23 protein-coding genes and 1 pseudogene are annotated in these 23,954 nt (G+C 65.1%); 19 read left to right on the top strand and 5 right to left on the bottom strand.

From position 1 onward, the window contains the following. Positions 1 to 3 precede the first annotated feature (3 nt). Positions 4 to 867 (bottom strand): ATP-binding cassette domain-containing protein, encoded by an 864-nt coding sequence (locus tag VEI45_RS02050; protein ID WP_324849632.1) that lies wholly within the window; start codon positions 865 to 867, stop codon positions 4 to 6. Between the two features lie 331 nt (positions 868 to 1,198). On the opposite strand from VEI45_RS02050, the gene pstS reads away from it, so the two are divergent. The 13 genes and pseudogenes from pstS (at position 1,199) to VEI45_RS01990 (ending at position 14,644) form a co-directional block, all read left to right on the top strand. Next, entirely contained in the window at positions 1,199 to 2,305 is a 1,107-nt protein-coding gene (gene pstS, locus VEI45_RS02045) for a phosphate ABC transporter substrate-binding protein PstS (protein ID WP_324849630.1), read from the top strand. 39 nt (positions 2,306 to 2,344) lie between these two features. Then, the gene (locus VEI45_RS02040; RefSeq protein WP_324849628.1) at positions 2,345 to 4,225 is read left to right on the top strand and encodes a serine/threonine-protein kinase PknD; all 1,881 of its coding nucleotides are present in this window, start codon (positions 2,345 to 2,347) and stop codon (positions 4,223 to 4,225) included. A gap of 112 nt (positions 4,226 to 4,337) precedes the next feature. Next, entirely contained in the window at positions 4,338 to 4,922 is a 585-nt protein-coding gene (locus VEI45_RS02035; RefSeq protein ID WP_324849652.1) for a TetR family transcriptional regulator, read from the top strand. Between the two features lie 22 nt (positions 4,923 to 4,944). Further along, positions 4,945 to 5,925 (top strand): ABC transporter substrate-binding protein, encoded by a 981-nt coding sequence (locus VEI45_RS02030; protein WP_324849626.1) that lies wholly within the window; start codon positions 4,945 to 4,947, stop codon positions 5,923 to 5,925. A 236-nt stretch (positions 5,926 to 6,161) separates the two neighbouring features. Then, a complete protein-coding gene (locus VEI45_RS02025) occupies positions 6,162 to 6,503 on the top strand; it encodes a hypothetical protein (protein ID WP_324849624.1) in 342 nt (113 codons plus the stop codon). Between the two features lies 1 nt (position 6,504). Next, positions 6,505 to 6,627 carry a hypothetical protein gene (locus tag VEI45_RS02020; RefSeq protein WP_324849622.1) on the top strand — a complete coding sequence of 41 codons (123 nt, stop codon included), beginning with the start codon at positions 6,505 to 6,507 and terminating at the stop codon, positions 6,625 to 6,627. A 159-nt stretch (positions 6,628 to 6,786) separates the two neighbouring features. After that, complete coding sequence (locus tag VEI45_RS02015; protein WP_324849650.1) at positions 6,787 to 10,386, top strand: hydantoinase B/oxoprolinase family protein; 3,600 nt, start codon at positions 6,787 to 6,789, stop codon at positions 10,384 to 10,386. 50 nt (positions 10,387 to 10,436) lie between these two features. After that, a pseudogene (locus VEI45_RS26390) lies at positions 10,437 to 10,562 on the top strand (ABC transporter substrate-binding protein); the annotation flags it as partial. A 123-nt stretch (positions 10,563 to 10,685) separates the two neighbouring features. Then, the gene (locus VEI45_RS02010) at positions 10,686 to 11,321 is read left to right on the top strand and encodes a 5-oxoprolinase subunit B family protein (protein ID WP_324849648.1); all 636 of its coding nucleotides are present in this window, start codon (positions 10,686 to 10,688) and stop codon (positions 11,319 to 11,321) included. A 35-nt stretch (positions 11,322 to 11,356) separates the two neighbouring features. Next, positions 11,357 to 12,262 (top strand): 5-oxoprolinase/urea amidolyase family protein, encoded by a 906-nt coding sequence (locus VEI45_RS02005; protein ID WP_324849621.1) that lies wholly within the window; start codon positions 11,357 to 11,359, stop codon positions 12,260 to 12,262. A 21-nt stretch (positions 12,263 to 12,283) separates the two neighbouring features. Further along, positions 12,284 to 12,829 (top strand): GNAT family N-acetyltransferase, encoded by a 546-nt coding sequence (locus VEI45_RS02000; protein ID WP_324849619.1) that lies wholly within the window; start codon positions 12,284 to 12,286, stop codon positions 12,827 to 12,829. A gap of 95 nt (positions 12,830 to 12,924) precedes the next feature. Continuing rightward, positions 12,925 to 14,076: a uroporphyrinogen-III synthase gene (locus tag VEI45_RS01995; RefSeq protein ID WP_324849617.1), complete on the top strand. Its 1,152-nt coding sequence runs from the start codon at positions 12,925 to 12,927 to the stop codon at positions 14,074 to 14,076. A gap of 127 nt (positions 14,077 to 14,203) precedes the next feature. Next, on the top strand, positions 14,204 to 14,644 hold the full coding sequence (locus VEI45_RS01990; protein ID WP_324849615.1) for an Hsp20/alpha crystallin family protein: 441 nt from the start codon (positions 14,204 to 14,206) through the stop codon (positions 14,642 to 14,644). Positions 14,645 to 14,711: 67 nt separating this feature from the next. Here the strand turns inward: VEI45_RS01990 and VEI45_RS01985 are convergent, their stop codons facing one another. Both VEI45_RS01985 and VEI45_RS01980 read right to left on the bottom strand, forming a co-directional pair. Beyond that, positions 14,712 to 15,230, bottom strand: coding sequence for a DUF302 domain-containing protein (locus VEI45_RS01985; RefSeq protein ID WP_324849613.1), 519 nt, complete (start codon positions 15,228 to 15,230; stop codon positions 14,712 to 14,714). A 42-nt stretch (positions 15,231 to 15,272) separates the two neighbouring features. Then, positions 15,273 to 16,034, bottom strand: coding sequence for an isocitrate lyase/phosphoenolpyruvate mutase family protein (locus VEI45_RS01980; RefSeq protein ID WP_324849646.1), 762 nt, complete (start codon positions 16,032 to 16,034; stop codon positions 15,273 to 15,275). A gap of 109 nt (positions 16,035 to 16,143) precedes the next feature. On the opposite strand from VEI45_RS01980, the gene VEI45_RS01975 reads away from it, so the two are divergent. The 5 genes from VEI45_RS01975 to VEI45_RS01955 all read left to right on the top strand — a co-directional run bounded on the left by VEI45_RS01975 (position 16,144) and on the right by VEI45_RS01955 (position 20,293). Then, the gene (locus VEI45_RS01975; RefSeq protein WP_324849611.1) at positions 16,144 to 16,440 is read left to right on the top strand and encodes a hypothetical protein; all 297 of its coding nucleotides are present in this window, start codon (positions 16,144 to 16,146) and stop codon (positions 16,438 to 16,440) included. Between the two features lie 75 nt (positions 16,441 to 16,515). Then, on the top strand, positions 16,516 to 17,343 hold the full coding sequence (locus VEI45_RS01970) for a hypothetical protein (protein ID WP_324849610.1): 828 nt from the start codon (positions 16,516 to 16,518) through the stop codon (positions 17,341 to 17,343). Positions 17,344 to 17,382: 39 nt separating this feature from the next. Beyond that, complete coding sequence (locus VEI45_RS01965) at positions 17,383 to 19,299, top strand: fumarate reductase/succinate dehydrogenase flavoprotein subunit (RefSeq protein WP_324849608.1); 1,917 nt, start codon at positions 17,383 to 17,385, stop codon at positions 19,297 to 19,299. Then, complete coding sequence (locus VEI45_RS01960) at positions 19,299 to 20,045, top strand: succinate dehydrogenase/fumarate reductase iron-sulfur subunit (protein ID WP_324849606.1); 747 nt, start codon at positions 19,299 to 19,301, stop codon at positions 20,043 to 20,045. Before VEI45_RS01965 ends, VEI45_RS01960 begins: the two co-directional genes overlap by 1 nt. An 86-nt stretch (positions 20,046 to 20,131) precedes the next feature. Continuing rightward, a complete protein-coding gene (locus VEI45_RS01955; protein ID WP_324849604.1) occupies positions 20,132 to 20,293 on the top strand; it encodes a hypothetical protein in 162 nt (53 codons plus the stop codon). An 8-nt stretch (positions 20,294 to 20,301) separates the two neighbouring features. Here the strand turns inward: VEI45_RS01955 and VEI45_RS01950 are convergent, their stop codons facing one another. Then, positions 20,302 to 20,790: a flavin reductase family protein gene (locus VEI45_RS01950; protein ID WP_324849602.1), complete on the bottom strand. Its 489-nt coding sequence runs from the start codon at positions 20,788 to 20,790 to the stop codon at positions 20,302 to 20,304. 44 nt (positions 20,791 to 20,834) lie between these two features. Further along, positions 20,835 to 21,821, bottom strand: coding sequence for an isopenicillin N synthase family dioxygenase (locus tag VEI45_RS01945; protein ID WP_324849600.1), 987 nt, complete (start codon positions 21,819 to 21,821; stop codon positions 20,835 to 20,837). Between the two features lie 210 nt (positions 21,822 to 22,031). On the opposite strand from VEI45_RS01945, the gene VEI45_RS01940 reads away from it, so the two are divergent. Beyond that, positions 22,032 to 23,867, top strand: coding sequence for an acyl-CoA dehydrogenase (locus VEI45_RS01940; protein WP_324849599.1), 1,836 nt, complete (start codon positions 22,032 to 22,034; stop codon positions 23,865 to 23,867). Positions 23,868 to 23,954 lie beyond the last annotated feature (87 nt).

The following is a 23,954-nucleotide window of genomic DNA, read 5'->3' as shown; positions in this document are numbered from 1 at the left end:
CCCTCACTCACCTTTCTTTCCCTCGTTGGCGTCTGTGGCCCCGACGACCACACCCAGAAGGTGGCGGTCGCCAAACAGTCCAGAGACATAACGGACGGTCTCCGCATGCTTTGGCGAGAGGAACAGCTGTTCGGTGGGTCCGTCCTCCACCAACCTGCCGTCAAAGAACAAGGCGGTCCGGTCGCCTATGCGGGCGGCCTGGGCAAGGTCGTGCGTCACCATGATCACGGTGAGCCGGTTGGCCAGCGATCGAATGAGCTCTTCGATTTTCTCGGTCGTGGCCGGGTCCAGCGATGAGGTGGGCTCGTCGAGCAGCAGGACCTCCGGGTTCACTGCAAGCGCACGAGCCAGGCACAACAATTGTTGTTGACCTCCGGAGAGCCGGAATGGCGAATCACCGAGCCGATCCTTAACCGCATCCCAGAGGCCGACCTCGGCCAGGCGAGCCTGCGCAACACTCTTAAAGTGCTTGCGGGACACCAGCTTATGTGCGCCCAGACCCGCAACTACGTTGTCCAAGATCGACATCGGGAATGGATTGGGACGCTGGAACAGCATGCCGACCCTGCGGCGAAACTCCATCAGGTCTTGGCTTTTGAAGATGCTGCGTCCGCCCAACAGGACATCACCGCTATAGCGGTATCCAAAAACGTTGTCGTTCATACGATTCAGGGTGCGCAGGAAGGTCGTCTTACCGGAGCCGGTCGGCCCCAGCAAGGACGTGATCGACTGCGGGGGAAAGTCCAGGCTCACCTCGTGGAGGACGGTTGTGGCGCCGAAACCCAGGGTGAGGTTCACCGCACGCATGGCCGGAGCATCGACACCAGCTTCAGCACCGGTCTCGGCGTTGAGCTGGTCACGGGTCATCAACACTCCACAAAGTTACGTCGTCATGCCCCACTGATGATTCGGCGGCGCAATGCTCTATTTATTTTCAAAGGTGGCACTAACCTGCTACTCATCTGGCTCAGGTGCCGCTCATTCTGTGCTTAAATCGTGCTTACCTTCAGGCTCTTCCCGATTCTCTTGTCGTTTGCTAATCCTTTTTAAAGCGGTCGCTAATCCTGCACCCATGTTCCGAGGCTTCGATATTCACAGGTTCACGGGCTGGTCCGCCGGGGCACAACGTGATCCGAAGGGGGCTCCCCGGTGGCGGAGTGAGTGTGTCCGCCTCCCTGACGATTCGGAGGAGTTTCCGGTGAAGTTCAACCGATACGGCGCCGTGCTGAGTCTGTTGGCCGCCAGCGCACTGGTGTTGACGGGGTGTGGCAGCTCCACCCACGCATCGTCGGCTGGAGCCAGCTCGGCTCAGGTGCAATGCGGTGGAAAGAAGCAGCTCAAGGGCAGCGGCGCGACCGCGCAAGAGAATGCGATCGAACAATTCGTCTTCGCCTACGTCCATGCGTGCCCGGGCTACACGCTGGACTACAACGCCAACGGCTCCGGTGCCGGGGTGACGGACTTCGTCAACAACGTCAGCGATCTGGCGGGTTCCGGCGATCCGTTGGATCCGTCGAAAGGGCAGGTCGATCGGGCGGCGCAGCGATGCGGTTCGCCGGCGTGGGACTTGCCGGCGGTGTTCGAACCAATCGCGGTCACCTACAACGTCAACGGCGTGAACTCGCTGAAACTTGATGCAGCCACGCTCGCAAAGATCTTCAACGGAGCGATTACCAGCTGGGATGACCCGGTGATCGGCGCGCTCAATCCGGGCACCACCTTGCCGTCGGAGCCCATCCACGTCTTTTTCCGCAGCGACCAATCCGCTGACACGTCGAACTTTGAGCGATACCTGGTCGCCGCATCCAACGGCGCGTGGGGCAAAGGTGCCAGCCAGACATTCCTCGGGGGTGTCGGCGACGGCGGCGTCGGGGACAACGGCACCTCGGCGGAAGTGCAGAGCACCGAAGGGTCGATCACCTATAACGAATGGTCGTTCGGGGTGGGCCGGCAATTGAGCATGGCCCAGATCATTACCTCAGCCGGTCCGGATCCGGTGGAGATCACCACCGACTCGGTGAGCAAGACCATTGCCGGGGCCACGTTCAAGGGACAGGGCAATGACCTGGTGGTGGACACCTCGTCGTTTTACCGGCCAACGCAACCTGGTGCGTATCCGATCGTGGAGCCGACCTATGAAATCGTTTGCTCGAAATATCCAGATTCTGCTACTGGCGCGGCGGTAAAAGCGTTTATGCAGGCCGCAATTGGTCCGGGTCAAGACGGTTTGGATCAGTACGGATCGATTCCGCTGCCGAGCGCATTCCAATCGAAAATCGCAGCAGCTGTGAATGCAATTTCGTAGACAGCGGAATTTGACGAATTTTTGAAAGGAGCGTGGCCGGTGAACAGTACCGTTTCGCGGGTTGGCTTACGGTTTGGCCCGTATCAGTTGAGGCGGCTGTTAGGCCGCGGCGGCATGGGCGAGGTCTATGAGGCCGAGGACACCCGCAAGCACCGGGTGGTCGCGCTGAAGCTGATCTCGCCGCAATTCTCCACCGACGCAACGTTTTACATGCGGATGCGACGGGAAGCCGACACCGCGGGACGGCTGACCGAACCGCACATCGTTCCCATCCATGACTATGGCGATATCGACGGTCAGTTCTACGTAGAAATGCGCATGATCGACGGCGTCTCGCTGCGCGCGCTGTTGACGAACTACGGTCCGCTGAGCCCGGCGCGAAGCGTTGCCATCGTGCGCCAGATCGCCGCCGCGCTCGACGCGGCGCACGCTAACGGCGTCACACATCGAGATGTCAAACCGGAAAACATTCTGTTAACCAATGACGACTTCGCCTATTTGGTTGATTTCGGAATTGCCCGCGCCGCCACCGACCCTGGGCTGACCCAAAGCGGATTTGCGGTGGGGACCTACAACTACATGGCGCCGGAGCGCTTCACCGGCGACGAGGTCACCTACCGCTCCGACATCTATGCGCTGGCCTGCGTGTTGGGTGAGTGTTTGACCGGCGCACCGCCGTATCGGGCCACCAGCGTCGAACGGCTGATCGCCGCCCATCTGCTCGAACCCGCGCCGCGGCCCAGCGAGCTCCGTCCCGGGCGGGTTCCGCCGGCCCTCGATCCGGTTATCGGCAAAGGCATGGCCAAGAACCCGGCAGACCGCTACTGCTCCGCCGGAGATCTGGCCGTGGCCGCTCATGAGGCGCTTACCGCGCCCGAGCAATACCAAGAGGCGACGATTCTGCGGCACAGCCAGGATGCGACGCGGATGGCCGACGCCGTCGAGACCACGGCTCGGCCCACGCCCTGGGTAAGCACACCGCCGCCCAATCACCAGTCCCCCACGCCCCCACCGGACTTCACCCGCAATGCGCCCCCGCCCAGCCGAAACCGCAAGCGGTGGATCCTTATCGGCGCAGCCGCACTGCTGGCAGTCGCGGCTATCGCTACCACCGGCTATTTGGGGGCGCACCCGTCGGCGGCATCGAAGCATCCGACCTCCGCACAAACTGAGCTGCCGTTCACCGGTATCGACTTCCGCCTATCGCCCGGCGGGGTGGCGGTGGACAAAGCCGGCGATGTGTACGTCACCAGCGAGGGCATGTACGGACGCGTGGTTGAGTTGGCGCCCGGATCAAGCACCCCGACGGTGCTGCCGTTCAGCGGCCTTTACCAGCCCCAGGGGCTCGCGGTAGACAGCGCCGGGGCCGTGTACGTCGCCGATTTCAACAACAGGGTGGTCAAGTTGACGGCCGGGTCGACCGGCCAGACCGTGCTGCCGTTTACCGGCCTGAACTATCCCGAAGGTGTAGCGGTGGATGGCCAGGGCAGCGTCTATGTCGCCGACCGGGGCAACGACCGGGTGTTGAAGTTGGCGGCCGGCTCGACAACTCAGACCGTGCTGCCGTTCACCGGGCTCAAGAACCCCGATGGCGTGGCGGTCGACCCCGCCGGCAACGTCTACGTCACCGACACCGACAACAACCGGGTGTCGATGCTGGCGGCCGGCTCGACAACTCAGACCGCGCTCCCGTTCATCGGCGTCGCCGTCCCGTGGGGTATCGCGGTGGACAACGTCGGCGACGTTTTCGTCACTGAACACGACGGCAACCAAGTGTTGAAGTTGCCGGCCGGATCGAACACCCCGACCGCGCTGCCGCTGACCGGGCTCAACACCCCGTTGGGGGTGGCCGTGGACAACGCCGGGAATATCTACGTCGCCGACCGGGGCAACGACAGGGCGGTGAAGCTGTCGGCGTGATAAGCGCCAAATCATCTGAATTGCAGCATGTTTCCGGCAAACATACGGTTGGAAGAGCATGTTCACTGCACTACGCATCACCCCTCCGCGCGGCGTGCGGGAGAATTACCTCATGCAGGTGACTGACCAAACCCCCGGTCTGCGGGAACGCAAGAAGATCAGGACCCGCCAGACCATCAGGCGGGAGGCGTTTCGGCTGATCGAAGAAAACGGTTACGCCGCCACCACGGTCGAGCAGATCGCTGAGGCCGCCGAGGTATCGCCGAGCACGTTTTTCCGGTATTTCCCGACCAAGGAGTCGGTGTTGCTCGCCGACGACATGGACCCGGTGATCCTGAATGCCTTGGACGAACAGCCGCCCGACCTTTCGCCGAGTCAGGCGGTCCGGCGCGCCTACCAGGCCGCCATGGCCAATCTGTCGGAGGACCAACGGGAGTTCGAGAACACCCGGCAACGGCTGATGTTCTCGATACCCGAACTCAAGGCGGCCATGTACGACGAGTATTACCGCACCATCACCACGTTCGCCGAGGCAATCGGCCGCCGAATCGGCCGTGATGCAAACGATTTCGAGCTTCGGGCATTCGCCGGAGCCCTCACCGGCGCGATGATGGCAGTCTACGAGCCTGGTCCGCGCGCGGCCGACACCGTCTACCGTGCCCTGGACTTCGTCGACGCCGGCATGCCGTTGACCTGAGCGAACGCTGTAGGCTCACGCGATGCCAGAGCAATGGAGTCGGCGCGGATTTCTGCGCGTCGGCGCGGCCGCGGGGCTGCTCGCGGTGGCGGCTCCCGCCTGCTCGTCGCATAAGGCGGCGCCCGCCGGCCCCGGCGGCCGACCCGTGACCATCACGCATGTTTTCGGTGAGACGACCGTCCCCGAACCGCCCAAGCGAGTGGTCAGCGCCGGTTACACCGGGCAGGACGACCTGCTCGCGCTCGGCGTCGTGCCGATAGCGGTGACCAACTGGTTCGGCGACCAGCCGTTCGCGGTGTGGCCGTGGGCTCGGCCCAAACTCGGCAACGCCAAACCCGTTGTGTTGAATCTGGACAACGGAATTCAGGTTCAGCGGATCGCCAGTCTGAAACCCGACTTGATCGTCGCCACCGACGCAGGCGTCGACGAGGACACCTACCAGAAGCTCACCGCGATCGCCCCAACGATTCCACAGTCCGACGGCGACGCATTCTTCGAGCCGTGGAAGGACCAAGCGACGGCGATCGGCCGGGCGGTTTTTCAGCCCGACCAGATGAAATCACTGATCAACGGCATCGATCGAAGTTTCGCGGCCGTTGCGGATAAATATCCGCAGTTCAAAACCAAGAAAGTGCTCCTGCTGCAAGGCAAGCTCCACCAAGACGATGTGGTGGCAATAACCGGTTGGCACACCGAGTTTCTGACGCAGATGGGTCTGGCCATCGCCGACAACATCAGCCCCTTCGCAGTCGATCAGCAGCGCGCGTTCATTCCGCGCGACAAGATCAGGCCGGTCCTCGACGCCGCCGATCTACTGATCTGGACGACTGAAAGCGAGGACGATCACGCGGCGCTGTTGGCCAATCCCGACGTGGCGGCTCTGCAGACGCGCAGCGTGTTCACCACCAAGGACCAGGCCGGAGCGATCGCCTTCGCGTCGCCGCTGAGCTATCCGCTAGTGGCCGATCAGTTGCCGGCACTGATCGCCAATATCCTGCATTAGACCCGGGCGGCCACCGTAGTTTTCGTGGCCAACCGCCGGCCGTCTGAGCATTGGCCAAGGCGCCTCTGGCAGTGCTCGAAAAGCTCTCGACCGCCGCCCGATCGCGCGGTTACCGACGACAAGCGCCACGGATGACCACCTTGAGCGATGGTGACGCCCGCCAGGGCCTACCCGTTGACACGACCTGGTCAGTGCACCAGTCTTGGCGTGCAGGTTGTCAGAATAGGAGTTCCGTCGTGAGTGTTGTCCCTCAACCGGAACTGGACGCATGTACTAGCGGAGTCGGCGAGATGGTCCGACTCGCTGGAGTTGCATTGGAGCACGCGGCGGCTGCCCTGCTGCAGCAGGATCCGCCGCCGCAGGAGAGCATGGCGGCGTGCGGTCGCGCGCTGCACACGCTGGACCACGCATTAGAGGACCATGCGGCAACGGTTTTGGCGGCTCGCGGCCGCCTCGGGACTGACCAACTGCCGATGGTGCTCGTGGCGGTGCATGTCAACGCCGAAGCGCTGGGCACGCTCGCGGCAGCTGGGCGAAATCGCAGTCGACTGGTATTCGCGACCAGCGTTCCCGACTGAGGTGTCGGTTGCGAGTGCAAGCGAGGCCTCGCTGGCCGCGCGTTACTCCGAGCTCGGTGTCGCGCACGCCGCCGCGGTGATCGAACACGGCGCGTTGCTGACTGACTACCCAGCGCCCGGATGAGTCCGGCTCACGCGATCTGCCGCCAGGCGCCCGTGGTCTCCTAAGACACCGAGCATCGGGACAACCGACAGGCCACGCGTCCCATGCTGGTACACCCCGGCAGTAACAGCAGTCACCGTGACCGGCAACTCGTCCCTACTAAACGATGAGGAGCATCGGGTGGCCGGGAAGTGGCAGTTTTGGATCGACCGCGGTGGAACGTTCACCGATATCGTCGCCCGTCAGCCGAACGGGCGTCTGGTGACGCACAAGCTGCTTTCGGACAACCCCTCGCGCTACGCCGACGCCGCGGTGGCGGGGATCCGCGCACTGCTTGGACTCGCGGCGGATGATCCGATTCCGGCCGAGCGGATCGAGGCGGTGCGGATGGGCACCACGGTAGCGACCAATGCGCTGCTGGAGCGCAAGGGCGCGCGCACGGCGCTCGTCATCACCCGGGGTTTCGGGGACGCGCTGCGGATCGGCTACCAGAACCGGCCGCGCATCTTCACCCGCAACATTGTCCTGCCGGAACTGCTCCACGAACGGGTCATCGAGGTCGACGAACGGGTCACGGCCGACGGCACGGTGCTGCGGGCTCCGGATCTAGACCGGCTGGCGACCGACCTGCGGGCGGCCTACGGCGACGGAATCCACGCAGTGGCCATTGCGTCTCTGCACAGCCACCTGTACCCGGCCCATGAGCAGGCGATCGGCGAGGCCGCCAAACAAATCGGCTTCCCGCAGATCTCGCTGTCGGCGGAAGTCAGTCCGCTGATGAAGCTCGTCTCGCGCGGTGACACCACCGTCGTCGACGCATATCTGTCACCGATCTTGCATCGCTACATCCAGCAGGTGGCCGCCGAGCTGCCGGGCGTGCGACTGATGTTCATGCAGTCCAACGGGGGCCTGGCCGAGGCCGGACACTTCCGCGGCAAAGACGCGATCCTGTCCGGCCCGGCCGGCGGCATCGTCGGGATGGTTCGCATGTCGGAGCTGGCTGGATTCGACAAGGTCATTGGTTTTGATATGGGCGGCACGTCCACGGATGTGTCGCACTACGCCGGGGAATACGAGCGCGTCTTCAACACCCTGGTCGCGGGAGTCCGGCTGCGCGCGCCGATGCTGGACATCCAGACCATTGCCGCCGGCGGCGGGTCGGTCCTGCACTTCGACGGCACCCGGTACCGAGTGGGCCCGGACTCGGCGGGCGCCGATCCCGGTCCGGCCTGCTACCGAGGCGGCGGCCCGCTGACTGTCACCGACGCCAACGTTATGCTCGGCCGCGTCCAGCCGAACCATTTCCCCGCCGTCTTCGGCCCCGACGGCGACCAGCCGCTGGACGCCGAGATCGTCGGGCGGCGGTTCGGTGAGCTGGCACGCGAGATCGCCGCACAGACCGGCGACGACCGCACCCCCGAGCAGGTCGCCGAGGGCTACCTGCGGATCGCGGTGGCCAACATGGCCAACGCGGTCAAGCGAATCACGGTGCAAAAAGGGCGCGACGTCACCGAGTACGTGCTGACCACGTTCGGGGGCGCCGGCGGCCAGCACGCCTGCGCGGTGGCCGATTCTTTGGGCATCGGCACCGTCTTGATTCCGCCCATGGCGGGTGTGCTGTCCGCGTTGGGCATCGGGCTCGCGGACGCGACCGCCATGCGCGAACAGTCGGTGGAGTGCCAGCTTGAGCCGGAAGCGATGGAGCGGGTGGGCGAGGTCGCCGATGCACTGGAATCAGCCACGCGCGCGCGCCTGCAAGACGAGGACGTGCCCGACGAGCGGCTCCGCGTGACCCGCCGGGCACACCTCCGCTACGACGGCACCGACATCGCGGTCCAGGTGGGCCTGGCCGACCCGGAGACGATGGCCGCCGAGTTCGAGGCAAGCTACAAACGCAACTACTCGTTCCTAATGGACCGTCCCCTGGTAGTCGAAGCCGTCTCCGTGGAGGCCGTTGGACTCACCGAGCAGCCTGACCTGCGCGCCTTGGCGGAGGCGTCCCATCCGGACGGCCCGCCTGCGGGGCCCGTGGACACCGTTCCCATGTACAACCAGGGGGGCTGGCGCGAGGTGTCGCTGTTCCGGCGGGACCGGCTCGTCCTCGGCGAGACGGTCACCGGCCCGGCCATCATTGCCGAGACCAACGCGACCACGGTGGTCGAGGATGGCTGGCGCGCCGAGTTAGTAGAGCTCGGGCATCTTGTGCTGACGCGGGTGCGCGCCCACACCGGCGCCGGCGAGGTGAGCACCGACGCCGACCCGGTACTGCTTGAGATCTTCAACAACCTGTTCATGTCGATCGCCGAGCAGATGGGGGTGCGGCTGGAGTCCACGGCCCAGTCGGTGAACATCAAAGAGCGGCTCGACTTCTCCTGCGCGTTGTTCGACCCCGAGGGCAACCTCGTCGCCAACGCACCGCATATCCCGGTCCACCTGGGTTCGATGGGAGCGGCCGTCAAGGAGATCATCGCCCGTAACGCCGGGGCGATGAAAATCGGTGATGCGTATGCGATCAACGACCCTTACCACGGCGGCACCCACCTGCCCGATGTCACCGTCGTCACACCGGTTTTCGGAGACGGCGAGCGGCTGTTGTTCTTCGTCGCCGCCCGGGGCCACCATGCTGAGATCGGCGGAGTGAGTCCCGGCTCGATGCCGGCGGGCAGCCGCGACGTGCACGAGGAGGGTGTGCTGTTCGACAATTGGCTGCTGGTGGAGCATGGCGCCCTCCGGGAGACCGAGACACGCGACCTGCTCACCAGGGCGTCGTACCCCTCACGCAACCCGGAGACCAACCTGGCGGACCTACGCGCCCAGATCGCCGCTACCGAAAAAGGCGTGGAGGAAGTCCGCAAAATGATCGACGACTTCGGCCTGGAGGTGGTGCAGGCCTACATGCGTCACGTCCAGGACAACGCCGAGGAGGCGGTGCGGCGCGTGATCGCCGCTTTGGGCGACGGCGAGTACACCTATGAGATGGACGGCGGGGCGGTCATCAAGGTCCGAGTCTCAGTCGACGCGGAAAATCGGACGGCCACAATCGATTTCACCGGGACCTCCCCACAGCTGAACACCAACTTCAACGCACCGACTTCGGTGGTGATGGCCGCGGTGCTGTACGCGTTCCGGACCCTGGTCGACGACGACATCCCGCTCAACGACGGTTGCCTCAAGCCGCTGCAGGTGGTTATCCCGCCGGGCTGCATGCTCGCACCGGTTTATCCGGCCGCAGTCGTCGCCGGCAACGTGGAGACCTCGCAGTCCATCACCGGTGCCCTCTACGCGGCGCTCGGGGTACAGGCCGAGGGCTCGGGGACGATGAACAACGTGACGTTCGGCAATGCCAGGCACCAGTACTACGAGACCGTCGCCTCCGGATCCGGTGCGGGGCCGGGTTATAACGGGGCTTCGGTGGTCCAGACCCACATGACCAACTCCCGGTTGACCGACCCCGAGGTGTTGGAGTGGCGGTTCCCGGTGTTGGTCGACAGCTTCGCGATCCGCCGCGGCAGCGGCGGGGACGGGCGGTGGCGCGGCGGGGACGGCGCGGTGCGGCGGCTCCGATTTCGGGAACTCATGACGGTCAGCATGCTGTCGCAGCACCGACGCGTCCCCCCGTACGGGATGGCCGGGGGAGCGCCAGGTGCGCTCGGTCGCAACCTGGTCCGCCGCGTGGACGGCAGCGTCGTCGAACTCGCTGGCTGCGACTCGGTCGAGCTGAACGCCGGCGACATCCTGGAGATCCACACTCCCGGCGGCGGCGGATACGGGCGCCCCTGAACTCACCGCGAATTCCTTCAGGTCCGTCGGGCTTACGCCCGACAGCGCATGCGACAGAACAGAATCGCTTCATGCAGGCGGCTGACCAGGCCGAGGCGATCGCGTCCGCCTCGCCGCTCAGCTACCCGATGGTGGCCGATCAGTTGCCCCCGCTGATCGCCGATATCCTGCGCTAGAACCCACCGGTCACCGCAGTCGTGGTGATCGTTTGAACATTTGCTAAGGCACCTCTGGCAGTGCTCGAAAATTCCTCGCCGCCGGCCCCGCTGCGGGGTTACTGTCGAGTAATGAGCGTGGCAATGGATCTCGGTGTGGCCTACACCGTTCTCGACTACGGCGATCAGGCGCTGCTACTGCAGTTCGACAGCACCGCTGAGGTATTGGCGTGGACGGCCGCGCTGCGCGAGGCCGCGCTGCCCGGTGTGCTCGACATCGTCCCGGCCTCCCGCACCGTGCTGGTGAAACTCGACGGCCCCCGCTACCAGAGCGTCATCCGCCATCGACTGCGCACGTTGCAGGTTGCCCCCGACGCAGTGCAGGCCACTTCGCCAGACGGTCGCGTCGATGTGGTGATCGACGTCGTCTACGACGGCGCCGACCTCGCCGAGGTCGCCGACCGAACCGGGCTGACCACCGCGCAGGTCATCAACGCCCACACCGCTGCCCCCTGGCGAGTCGGATTCAGCGGCTTCACACCCGGTTTCGCGTATCTGGTCGGCGATCCGCGGCTGGCCGTACCACGGCGACCGGAGTCGCGGCCGTCCGTGCCGGCCGGTGCCGTAGGGTTGGCCGGCGAATTCAGCGTGATCAACCCGCGTCGATTTCCGGGTGGGTGGCAGCTGATCGGCCACACCGACGCGGTCTTGTGGGATATCGACCGGCCGAATCCGGCGCTGCTGATGCCGGGCATGTGGGTCCAGTTCCGAGCCGCATAGCGGGAGGCGCGCGAGGAGCCCGAAAGGAGAGGTCCATGACAACCCTGGAGATCTTGCGCACCGGACCGCTGGCCCTCGTCCAGGACTTGGGCCGGGTGGGGCTGGCCCATCTCGGCGTCACCCGATCAGGAGCAGCCGACCGGCGATCGCACAGGCTGGCCAACCGGCTGGTGGCCAACCCCGACGACCGCGCGACGATCGAGGTGACTTTCGGCGGGTTCTGGGCACGAGTCCGCGGCGGCGAGGTAGACATCGCAGTGACCGGCGCTGACACGGACCCGCGCGTCGACGGGATCATGTTCGGCACCAACAGCATTCAGCACGTCCGCGACGGCGAGGTGATCTCGTTGGGCGTCCCATACTTCGGGTTGCGAAGCTATCTAGCGGTGCGTGGCGGTATCGACGTGACACCGGTGCTGGGTTCCCGCAGCTACGACGTCATGTCGGCGATCGGGCCGTTGCCGCTACAGCCCGGTGATGTGCTGCCGGTCGGCGAACACACCGACGAGTATCCCGAACTCGACCAGGCTCCGGTAGCGCCGATCTCCGAGCATCTGGTGGAGTTACTGGTGGTGCCCGGCCCGCGCGACGATTGGCTCGTCGATCCGGACGCTCTCGTGCACACCATCTGGATGGCCTCCGACCGCAGCGACCGGGTGGGTATGCGGCTGGAGGGACGCCCACTGCAGTACCGCTCGCCCGATCGGGTCTTGCCCAGTGAGGGAGCCACCCGCGGTGCGATCCAGGTGCCGCCCAACGGCTTACCGGTGATCCTTGGTCCGGATCACCCCGTCACCGGCGGCTACCCGGTGGTCGGCGTGATCGCCGACCAAGACATCGACAAGGTCGCCCAGGTGCGGCCCGGGCAGTATGTGCGGCTGCACTGGTCGCGATCCAGGGCTGCGCCGGCTTCTGCTTCAAGTTCGATGGCGGCGAGTTAATCCACCTGGTAAACCAGCAGTGTGCACACCCAGGTACACACCGCCCGCCTGGTTCACACCGCCGACCTCGAGAGCGAGGCCCGGCAGCGCGCCTATGAGATGGTCAACGACGCGTTCGCCGGTGAGTTCACCGACACCGACTGGGACCACGCGCTGGGCGGGATGCATGCTCTCATCTGGCATCGCGGTGCGATCATCGCGCACGGGGCGGTCGTGCAACGACGCCTGCTCTACCGCGGTGCCGCGTTGCGGTGCGGCTACGTCGAAGCCGTGGCCGTGCGCGAAGATTGGCGCGGTCAAGGGCTGGCAATCGCGATACTGGATGCGTGCGAGCAAGTGATTCGCGGCGGCTATCAGCTCGGTGCGCTCAGCTCCTCGGACCGGGGACGACGCCTCTACACCTTGCGCGGTTGGCTGCCATGGCGCGGGCCGACGTCGGTATTGGCGCCCGCTGGGACAACACGGACTCCCGACGACGACGGCTCGGTGTTCGTCCTGCCGGTCGGGATCAGCCTGGACGCCACCGCGGCCCTGGCGTGTGATTGGCGCGATGGCGACGTCTGGTAACAGTTCCGGCTAGCATCCGCGCGGGCGGTACAGGGGCAACGCGTCAGCAATTGCTCGGTAATGCAGCCGAAATCTGTCGGGCATACATAATTCATATGGGTCACCCAGCCGCGCCGTCGCTCGCCGGCTACCGGGTGGCGGTCACCTCTGCACGGCGCTCCGACGAGCTCTGCGCGCTGCTGCGCCGCCACGGCGCCACCGTTGGCAGTGCGGCGGCGATCACCATGGTCGCATTGCCTGATGACGACAAATTGCGCTGCAACACAGAAGCTTTGATAACCAGGCCGCCGGATATTCTGATCGCGACGACCGGCATCGGATTTCGCGGCTGGATCGCCGCCGCCCAGGGATGGCGGCTGCGCAGTCAGCTCACCGCGGCGTTGTCCTGCGCCCGGATAGTGGCGCGTGGGGCGAAGGCCACCGGCGCATTACGCGCTGCGGGCCTGTCGGAGGAGTGGTCCCCGAAAACCGAATCGTCGCGCGAGCTCGTGCAATATCTGCGGCAATCCGGCATCACCGGCTGTCGCATCGCAGTGCAGCTGCACGGTGCTACCGAGCAGTGGGATCCGTTTCCGGAGTTTCTCGACGAGCTGCGCAGCGCGGGCGCCGAGGTGGTCCCGATCCGGGTATACCGGTGGAAACCGGTACCGGCGGGCGGCGAGTTCGACCAGCTGATCACACAGGTCGCCCACCGACAATTCGACGCGGTGAGCTTCACCTCGGCACCGGCGGTGGCAGCGACGCTGATGCGGGCCGGCGATCTCGGCATCCACGACCAGCTGCTCGACGCGCTGCGCGCCGATGTGCGAGCAATGTGTGTGGGCCCGGTGACCGCACACCCGCTGGCACGCTTGGGCGTTCCGACGTCGTTACCACATCGCATGCGCTTGGCCGAGCTGGCCAGACATATCGCCAAGGAGCTGCCCACGCTCCGCTCGCGTACGGTGCAGGCGGCCGGCCATCGAATCGATATCCGCGGTTCCGCAGTGCTGGTTGACGGCACCGTCCAGTCGGTGTCACCGGCGGCGATGGCGATCCTGCGTGCATTGGCGCATCGTCCGGGCGTCGTGGTCGCCCGCAGGGAACTGCTGCGGACTTTGCCGGGCAGCGCCAACGATCCGCACGCCGTGGACACCGCCGTGCTGCGGCTGCGAAGAGCACTGGGCGACAGGAAGATTGTTGCGACTGTCGTCAAACGCGGTTATCGGTTGGCGATCGATGAAACCCTCGACGCGGCACTGATCTGATCCTGGTAGCGGACGCGACAAGCGTTCGCTCAGGGCGAACGCCCAGGTGGAACTTAAGCGTGGTCGACTCATGTTTGTACCTGTAGGCCGGCAAGCGTCGGCAACCACCAAGCACGAGGAGATACGAATGAGCAACCTGACCTTGTGGTCACGACCCACGTGGGATGTCGACCGCTGGATGCGCGATTTCTTTGGACCGGCCCCCGCGACCGACTGGTTGAAGCCAGTAGCCGACGGGTTCAGCCCCGCCGCCGAGATCGTCAAGGACGGCGAGGACGCGGTCGTCCGCCTGGAACTGCCGGGCGTGGACGTCGAGAAGGACGTCAACGTCGAGGTTGAGCATGGCCGCCTGGTCATCCACGGTGAGCGCCGCGACCAGCACGCTGAGGAAAAGGACGGGCGCACGCTCCGCGAGGTCCGGTACGGCTCGTTCCGTCGGTCGTTCCGGCTGCCGGCGCACATCACCGGCGACGCCATCTCGGCGTCCTACGACGCCGGTGTGCTGACCGTGCGGGTCACCGGTGCCTACGCCGGGACTCAGGCCCAGCGCATCGAGATCACCAAGTAACCCGCGGAGCTTCCGCAACCAGCTCGAATCCGGTGGGGCCCAACGGCTCCACCGGATTCGCGGCGTATCAAGCGAACGCCTGCTCGGCGTCTACCCCGATGACTCGGAGCAGGTTCGCCACCTTGCGGTCAAGGCCCTCACCGACTTCGGTCACTTCGGCGATGCCGAAACTGCCGAAGGCGGCGCTGGGACGGTCCATCGTGAAGATCGCGTTGCCGTCGGAATCGCTGTAGACCAACATCCGGAGCGGCGCATACAACAGCGCCTTCGGGTCATGGCGAAACATGGTCTCGGCAATGACATGGTTGCCGACCAGGTACTCGATCGCCTGAGTGCGATGTCCGGCCACACCCAGCAGCTCGCTCGCGTCGATCTTGCTGTACATCATCAACTCGTTAGGCGCGTTTTTCGCCACCGCGGCGCGAACGTCATCCCAGGTGCCGCCGGCAGCGACGATCCGCTGCGCCGTCGCCCGGTCAAACGGCGGTGCGGCCTTTTCGAACGCGGCAGTGAACTCGTCATACGCGACGCCGGTGACGATGTCGACGCGGGTCATGGCGTGCTGCTCATGGTGAAAGCCGGTCATGGCTCAACGCAACGGCTGCGGAAGCCAATTCATTCCGGCCGGCTAGCCCCAGCGGGCCAGGATCTCTTTGGCCCGGATCCCCAAGGCCGCCTGCAGGAACGGCCCGAAGCTGATCCGCCCGACACCCAGTAGACCGAATGAAGCGGGATCGTCCTGATCGGGTAAGGCGATCGCGTTGACCGGCAGCGGTAACTCAGTTGTCAAGCGCCGCAACGTCTCCGGATCATGGCGGCCGACAGGATAGAGGACGTCGGCACCCGCGGCCGCGGCCTTCTTCAACCGAGCCACCGCCCGCTCGACGCGGTCCGAATCGTCACCGTCCTGGCGCAGGAAAAGGTCGGTGCGGGCGTTGATCACGAGATGGACTCCCGCCTGGTCGGCAGCGGCGCGCAACGCACCGACCAGTTCGGCATGTTCATCGGCTGAACGCAGTCGCTTGCCCTCGCTGTGCACGGTGTCTTCGATATTCAGCCCCACCGCGCCTGCCTCGAGCAGCCCGTCGATCAGCCGCGATGCCGGCAGTCCGTAACCGGATTCGACGTCGACCGAGACCGGGACGTCCACCGCGGCGGTGATCTGCGCGACCCGGTTCAGCAGGTCGTCGAATGACATGCCCTCGTTGTCGGGTTTGCCGATCGAGTCGGCGACGGGATGACTGCCGACGGTCAGTGCGGCGAAACCGGCGTCAGTGGCCAGCCGCGCCGACCAGGCGTCCCACACCGTCGGCAGGATCACCGGATTGCCCGGCTGATGCAGCGTCAGCAGTGTCGTTGCCCGGTCGGGCAATCCGCTGGGTGCCGGCATGGCTGCCTCCCGCTTGGCGGGCGTGACCTGACTCACGCCATCGCTGTGTGCTGGATAGTATCGGGTGCCGTAATGTGATCCATGACACCATTATCGGTAGGGAGATCCGTTGTCCAGCACTACTGAACTCGCCGAACTTCACGAGCTCATCGGCGGCCTGCGGCGGTGCGTGACGTCGTTGAGGTCGCGATACCGCGACACTCCGGCGATGCGTCGGGTGGTCAACGACGTCCAGCGGATCCTCAATGACGTCGAGTTGCTCGACATCGACGCCGGCGAGCTGGATCTGGCCCGCCATGCGCTGGAGCAGCCGGCTGAAAAAATCGCCATTCCCGACACTCAATATGACAGCGAGTTCTGGCGCGATGTCGACGACGAAGGTGTCGGCGGCCACAGTCGTTATTGATGCACCCCCCGCCAGACCGGGCGCTCTTCGCTGTGGGTACTCTCCGACGAGGCCACGCGAAGAGGATCACAATAGATGAGCGCACCCACAGCGGACCGTCCTGCGTCCGGTGTCTTTTCACCCACCCGCGCCCACATCCAGCAACCGACGCTACGCACCGACCGGTGGTGGGTATCGCCGCTGTGGATCGACCTGGGCTTCGCCGCATTTGTCATCTACGCGACGGCGCGCGCGTTCCAGCGGGACTACTTCTTCGTCCCGAAGTATCACTACCTGACGCCGTTCTATTCGCCGTGCCTCAGCAAGGCTTGCGGTGAGGCCGGCGACTTCTGGCCGCAGATCCTGCCGAACGTGTGGTGGCTGCCGTTTGCAGCGCTGTCGCTGCCGTTCCTGCTGCTGTTCCGGCTGACCTGCTACTACTACCGCGGCGCCTACTACCGCACGGTGTGGCAGTCGCCCACCGCCTGCGCGGTGGCCGAGCCCCGCGTGCACTACACCGGCGAGACCAAATTCCCGTTGATCGTCCAGAACACCCACCGGTACTTCTTCTATGTCGCCGGCATCATCTCGGTGATCAACAGCTACGACGCGATCGTCGCGTTCCATTCCGAGGACGGACCGGGTGGATTCGGCTTCGGCCTGGGCAACGTGATCATGGTCGGCAACGTCATCATGCTGTGGGTGTACACGCTGTCCTGCCATTCATGCCGGCACATCACCGGTGGACGGCTCAAGCACTTCTCCAAACACCCTGTGCGGTACTGGATCTGGACCCAGGTCAGCAAACTCAACACTCGGCACAAGTTGTACGCGTGGATCACACTCGGCACGCTGATGCTCACCGACTTCTACCTCGCGCTGGTGGCCGGCGGCGCCATTCCGGACCTGAGATTTGTTGGCTGAGAAGCCGTTTACGGATATCAGAAAGTTGAGTGAGGTTCCATGACTGAGGTCGAACGGCACTCCTACGACGTGGTCGTGATCGGTGCCGGCGGCGCAGGTTTGCGCGCAGTCATCGAGGCGCGGGAACGCGGCCTCAAGGTTGCGGTGGTGTGTAAGTCGCTGTTCGGCAAGGCCCACACGGTGATGGCCGAGGGCGGCGCCGCGGCCGCGATGGGGAACGCCAACCCGAAGGACAACTGGCGGGTCCACTTCGGCGACACCATGCGCGGCGGGAAGTTCCTGAACAACTGGCGGATGGCCGAGCTGCACGCCCAGGAGGCACCCGACCGGGTTTGGGAACTGGAGACTTACGGCGCGCTGTTCGACCGCACCAAAGACGGAAAAATCAGTCAGCGCAACTTCGGCGGGCACACCTACCCGCGACTGGCGCACGTCGGTGACCGCACCGGCCTGGAGTTGATCCGCACGTTGCAGCAGAAGATCGTCTCGCTTCAGCAGGAGGATTTTGCCGAAGTCGGTGACTACGAGGCCCGGATCAAGGTCTTCGCCGAGTGCACGATCACCGAACTCGTCAAAGACGGGGGGCGGATCTCCGGTGCATTCGGCTATTGGCGCGAAAGCGGCCGCTTCGTCTTGTTCGAGGCCCCGGCGGTGGTCATGGCCACCGGCGGAATCGGCAAGTCGTTCAAGGTCACCTCGAACTCCTGGGAGTACACCGGTGACGGCCACGCTCTGGCGCTGCGCGCCGGCGCGACATTGATCAACATGGAGTTCGTCCAGTTCCACCCGACCGGCATGGTGTGGCCGCCCAGCGTGAAGGGCATCCTGGTCACCGAGGGCGTGCGCGGCGACGGCGGGGTGCTCAAGAACTCCGACCAAACCCGGTTCATGTTCGACTACATCCCGCCGGTGTTCAAAGGTCAATACGCCGAGACCGAGCAAGAGGCCGACCAGTGGCTCAAAGACAATGACTCGGCCCGTCGCACTCCGGACCTGCTACCCCGCGACGAGGTCGCACGCGCGATCAACTCCGAAGTCAAGGCCGGTCGCGGCACCCCGCACGGCGGCGTCTACCTCGACATCGCGTCGCGGCTGACACCCGAGGAGATCAAGCGGCGACTGCCGTCGATGTATCACCAGTTCAAGGAGCTGGCCGGGGTCGACATCACCGAAGAGGCCATGGAAGTCGGGCCGACCTGCCATTACGTGATGGGCGGTATCGAGGTGGACGCCGACACCGGTGCCGCCACGGTCCCCGGGTTGTTCGCCGCCGGCGAGTGCTCCGGCGGCATGCACGGGTCCAACCGGCTAGGCGGCAACTCGCTGTCCGACCTGCTGGTCTTCGGCCGTCGGGCCGGCCTGGGCGCCGCCGACTATGTGCGGGCGCTCAGCAGCCGTCCGAAAGTCTCCGACGACGACATCGACGCGGCGGCCAAACGGGCGCTGGCCCCCTTCGAGACCCCGACCAACGGCGCCACCGCGGAGAACCCCTACACGTTGCAGTTGGAGCTGCAGCAGTCGATGAACGATCTGGTGGGCATCATCCGCAAGGCGGACGAGATCACCGAGGCCCTCAGCCGGCTCGACCAGCTTCGCGAACGGTTCAAGAACATCCACGTCGAGGGCCACCGGCAATACAACCCCGGCTGGAACCTGGCCATCGACCTGCGAAACCTGCTGCTGGTCAGCGAATGCGTCGCCAAGGCTGCGTTGGAGCGCACCGAAAGCCGCGGCGGCCACACCCGCGACGACCATCCGTCGATGGACTCGTCGTGGCGCAAGGTATTGCTGGTCTGCAGGGCGGCAGGCGGCGACGACGTCATCCCGGACATCTCGGTCACTCACAAAGACCAGGTGCCGATGCGACCCGATCTGCTGGAGGTGTTCGAGATCTCCGAATTGGAGAAGTACTACACCGCCGAAGAGCTGGCCGACCACCCAGGACGGAGAGGCTGATGAGCTACAACGCAACCATGCGGGTATGGCGCGGCGACGAGTCCGGTGGTGGATTGCAGGACTTCACCGTGGAGGTCAACGAGGGCGAGGTGGTGCTCGACATCATCCACCGCCTGCAGCAGACCCAGACGCCGGACCTGGCGGTGCGGTGGAATTGCAAGGCCGGCAAGTGTGGGTCGTGCTCAGCGGAGGTCAACGGCAAGCCCCGATTGATGTGTATGACGCGGATGTCGACCTTCGCCGAAGACGAAGTCGTTACCGTGACGCCGATCCGGACGTTCCCGGTGATCCGCGATCTGGTCACCGACGTCTCGTTCAACTACGAAAAGGCCAGGGAAATCCCGTCATTCGCGCCACCGAAGGATCTTCAGCCTGGCGAGTACCGGATGGCGCAGGAGGATGTGCAGCGTTCTCAGGAGTTCCGCAAGTGCATCGAATGCTTCCTGTGCAACAACGTCTGCCACGTGATCCGCGACCACGACGAGAACAAGAAGGCGTTTGCCGGCCCGCGCTTTTTGATGCGGATCGCGGAGTTGGAGATGCATCCGCTGGACACACTGGACCGGCGAAACCAGGCGCAGGAGGAGCACGGCCTCGGATACTGCAACATCACCAAGTGCTGCACGGAGGTCTGCCCCGAGAGCATCAAGATCACCGACAACGCCCTGATTCCGATGAAGGAACGAGTCGCTGACCGCAGATACGATCCGGTTGTGTGGCTGGGTAACAAGCTGTTCCGCCGCTGACGAGCAGTAGGTGTTAGGCCACCGCTGATCCGGGTATTCGACGCGAGCGGGGCGGCTGCCCCGCTGCAACCGGAAAGGCGGTCGGCATGGCTATCCGACAACCCGCCAGCATCAACGACATTCGAACGGCGATCCGCGAACTTTCGGTGCGCGCCGCACTGGCGCACAAGGAGAGACGTGAGCAGGACGTGGCGGAACTCGAGCGTCGCATCCAGGGCTACCGAGACGAACTCGGCAAGCGCCCCTGACCGAAGAGCTAGGCGCCCAGGCGGCGGAAAATGCTGCGGTGAAAGACAATGGGCGCAACGTCGGCGTCGACTTGAACGTCGCTGACCCGCAGCACCACGATCGTGTGGTCCCCGGCGGGAATGAGTTGCTCGATCGCGCTCTCCAACCAGACGCTGGTGCCCTTGATGAAGACCGCGCCACTGGTGTTGGACACCGTTTCCAAGCCGGCGAACCGATCGCCCGTCTTGGCGGCTAGTGTGCGCACGGCTTCGTCGTGCGCCTCGCCCAGAACGCTGATGCCCAGCGCGCGCACGTGCTTTAGTTTCGGCCAGGTGGTCGAGGTGTTCTGTACGCAGAACGACACCAACGGCGGATCCAGCGACACCGGGACAAACGTGCTGGCCGCCAGCCCTTCTCGGATCCCGTCGACTTCGGCCGCGATGGCGATCACGCCGGATGGGAAATGGCCGAAGGCCTCGCGCAGTGACGACGGCGTCAGCTTGTCAGGTGGGTTCACCGGGACTTCATTCGCATCGAGGAGGATTTTGGTATTTCCTGACCCTACTCGCCCGACGAGTAGCCATGCGCGGCAGCGACGTCGGGGTGGGCCCGCAACCGGCTTTTCCACGCGTTGCGGCCGTACACCGAGAAGATGGGGTCGGACGGGTCCGCCCGCAGGCTTGCCCGCGCTGCCAGTTCCGGAGGCAGCGACAGCGTCGGGATCTGCGCGTCCAATCGCGGGTTGAAGAAGTAGGGCACCGAGATCCGATCAGCCGCGTGACGCAGTTTCACCCGGTGTTCGGTCGCCCGCAGGTAGCCGCCGGTGGCCAGCTCCAGCAGCTCACCGATGTTGACGATGAATGCCCCGTCGCGGGCTGGGACGTCGATCCAGCCGCCGCCGTTCCGCCCCGGCCGCACCTGCAATCCCTGGCTGCCCGGCTCCGCGAGCAGCAGCGTGAGCACTCCCGAGTCGCGATGCGCACCCACGCCCTGCGATCCGGCCGCCGTCGCCGGATAACGCACGACCTTGATCAGGGTGGCCGGTGTCTCAGCGAAGGCGGCGTCGAACACGTCCGACGGACTGCCCAGCGATGCCGCCCAATGCCGCAACAAGCTGCGGGCCACCGCGCCAAGCGCTGCGTCCCACTCGGCGACGATTCCTGGCAGCTCCGGCAGCGCCGCCGGCCACTGGTTGGGGCCCTGCAGCCACAGGTAGTCAGGCTTGCCCGGGCCGCCCACCGGGTTGCGCTCCGGTCCGATGTCGATCTGCTCGCGCCAGTCCACCTCGCCGCCGGTCAGCTCGCCACCCAGCCGGGTATAGCCGCGAAAATGCGGACTGCGCACCATCGCAACAGCGTCCTTTTCGGCCTGCGGGAGCGCGAACAATCGCCGCGCCGCCGCCAGCACCCGGCGAGTCAGTGCCGCGGGCACATCATGGCCGATCAGGTAAAAGAAGCCCACCTCGTGGGCCACTTCGCGCAGACGTTCCCTCAGTTGGCCAGGAGGGCGGCGCAGGTCCACCTCGGGCAGCGCCGTGACGGTCGACACAGTTGCCACCTATCCATCATCGCCGCAGGTGAAGCGGTATGCCACGATCTCGATCAGCGCGAACCCAACTGGTTGGTTAATTAGACAATGAAATTTAGCTCACAGTCGGTTGCATCCGGTTACTGATGGGTATACTTTAACGGTGTTACTGGTGGGTAACTTAGCTTTGGGTACTCAACCAAGAGTGGCGTTCTCATCGAGGAGGAACCAGTGAGCCACTACAAGAGCAACGTCCGCGACCAGGTATTCAACCTCTTTGAGGTCCTCGGCGTTGACAAGTCATTCGGCGACGGTGCGTTCAGCGATCTGGACGCCAACACTGCCCGCGAAATGCTGATGGAAATCAGCCGGCTGGCCGAAGGTCCGGTCGCCGAGTCCTTTGTCGAGGGTGACCGCAATCCCCCGGTCTTTGACCCAGAAACTCATTCCGTGACGCTGCCCGAGAGCTTCAAGGAGTCGGTGCGCGCAGTCATCGAGGCCGGTTGGGACAAGGTCGGCCTCGACGAGGCGCTGGGCGGCATGCCGATGCCCAAGGCGCTGTTGTGGGCGCTGCACGAACACCTGCTCGGCGCCAACCCGGCAGTTTGGATGTACGCCGGCGGCGCCGGATTCGCCCAGATCTTGCACCACCTGGGCACCGAAGAGCAGAAGAAATGGGCCGTGCTGGCCGCCGAGCGCGGTTGGGGTTCGACCATGGTGCTCACCGAGCCGGACGCTGGTTCGGACGTCGGCGCCGGCCGGACCAAGGCGATCCCGCAGGCCGACGGCTCGTGGCACATCGACGGCGTGAAGCGCTTCATCACGTCCGCCGACTCCGATGACCTGTTCGAGAACATCTTCCACCTGGTGCTCGCTCGCCCCGAGGGCGCCGGGCCCGGTACCAAGGGCCTGTCCCTGTTCTTCGTGCCCAAGGTGCTGTTCGACTTCGAGACCGGCGAGCTGGGCGAGCGCAACGGCGTCTTCGTGACCAACGTCGAGCACAAGATGGGCCTGAAGGTCTCCGCGACCTGTGAACTGACCTTCGGTCAGCACGGCGTCCCGGCCAAGGGCTGGCTGGTCGGCGAGGTGCACAACGGCATCGCGCAGATGTTCGAGGTCATCGAGCAGGCCCGCATGATGGTCGGCACCAAGGCCATCGCGACGCTGTCCACCGGCTACCTCAACGCCCTGGCGTATGCCAAGGAGCGTGTGCAGGGCGCCGACCTGACCCAGATGACCGACAAGAGCGCTCCGCGGGTGACCATCACCCACCACCCGGACGTGCGTCGCAGCCTGATGACCCAGAAGGCCTACGCCGAGGGTCTGCGTGCGCTGTACACCTACACCGCGACCTACCAGGACGCGGCGGTGGCCAAGGCAGTGCACGGTGTGGACGCCGATTTGGCGGTCAAGGTCAACGACTTGATGCTGCCGGTCGTCAAGGGTGTCGGCTCCGAGCAGGCCTACGCCAAGCTCACCGAGAGCCTGCAGACCTTCGGTGGGTCCGGCTTCCTGCAGGATTACCCCATCGAGCAGTACATCCGCGACGCCAAGATCGACTCGCTCTACGAGGGCACCACGGCCATCCAGGCGCAGGACTTCTTCTTCCGGAAGATCGTCCGCGACAAGGGTGTGGCGCTGGCCCACGTGTCGGGGCAGATCGAGGAGTTCGTCAAGAACGAGTCCGGCAACGGCCGGCTGAAGGCCGAGCGTGCGCTGCTGGCCACCGCCCTGGCCGACGTGCAGGCGATGGCTGCGACGCTGACCGGCTACCTGATGGCCGCGCAGGACGACATTTCCAGCATCTACAAGGTGGGGCTGGGTTCGGTGCGCTTCCTGATGAGCGTCGGCGACCTGGTCATCGGCTGGCTGCTGCAGCGTCAGGCCGTGGTGGCCCTGGAGGCGCTCGACGCCGGTGTCAGCGACGCTGACCGGGCCTTCTACGAGGGCAAGATCGCGGTCGCGTCGTTCTTCGCGAAGAACTTCCTGCCGCTGTTGACCAGCACCCGCCAGGTGTTGGACACGATCGACAATGACGTCATGGAGCTCGACGAAGCCGCCTTCTAGGCGAAGACGATGCAGCCGCAACAGCGGCTGAGGGGGGCACGTCCCGCTAGCGAGGGGTGAGTCGGCTAATCGGCCTTCTGACGCCAA

It is taken from the genome of Mycobacterium sp. (assembly GCF_035623875.1).
Lineage (GTDB): Bacteria > Actinomycetota > Actinomycetes > Mycobacteriales > Mycobacteriaceae > Mycobacterium.
This window is presented reverse-complemented; position numbering and strand designations above follow the sequence as displayed.

Coding starts and splice junctions, on each gene's coding strand:
- VEI45_RS02050 (WP_324849632.1), bottom strand. CDS start 867: ATGACCCGTGACCAGCTCAACGCCGAGACCGGTGCTGAAGCTGGTGTC.
- VEI45_RS02035 (WP_324849652.1), top strand. CDS start 4,338: ATGCAGGTGACTGACCAAACCCCCGGTCTGCGGGAACGCAAGAAGATC.
- VEI45_RS02030 (WP_324849626.1), top strand. CDS start 4,945: ATGCCAGAGCAATGGAGTCGGCGCGGATTTCTGCGCGTCGGCGCGGCC.
- VEI45_RS02010 (WP_324849648.1), top strand. CDS start 10,686: ATGGATCTCGGTGTGGCCTACACCGTTCTCGACTACGGCGATCAGGCG.
- VEI45_RS02005 (WP_324849621.1), top strand. CDS start 11,357: ATGACAACCCTGGAGATCTTGCGCACCGGACCGCTGGCCCTCGTCCAG.
- VEI45_RS01995 (WP_324849617.1), top strand. CDS start 12,925: ATGGGTCACCCAGCCGCGCCGTCGCTCGCCGGCTACCGGGTGGCGGTC.
- VEI45_RS01990 (WP_324849615.1), top strand. CDS start 14,204: ATGAGCAACCTGACCTTGTGGTCACGACCCACGTGGGATGTCGACCGC.
- VEI45_RS01985 (WP_324849613.1), bottom strand. CDS start 15,230: ATGACCGGCTTTCACCATGAGCAGCACGCCATGACCCGCGTCGACATC.
- VEI45_RS01980 (WP_324849646.1), bottom strand. CDS start 16,034: ATGCCGGCACCCAGCGGATTGCCCGACCGGGCAACGACACTGCTGACG.
- VEI45_RS01970 (WP_324849610.1), top strand. CDS start 16,516: ATGAGCGCACCCACAGCGGACCGTCCTGCGTCCGGTGTCTTTTCACCC.
- VEI45_RS01965 (WP_324849608.1), top strand. CDS start 17,383: ATGACTGAGGTCGAACGGCACTCCTACGACGTGGTCGTGATCGGTGCC.
- VEI45_RS01960 (WP_324849606.1), top strand. CDS start 19,299: ATGAGCTACAACGCAACCATGCGGGTATGGCGCGGCGACGAGTCCGGT.
- VEI45_RS01955 (WP_324849604.1), top strand. CDS start 20,132: ATGGCTATCCGACAACCCGCCAGCATCAACGACATTCGAACGGCGATC.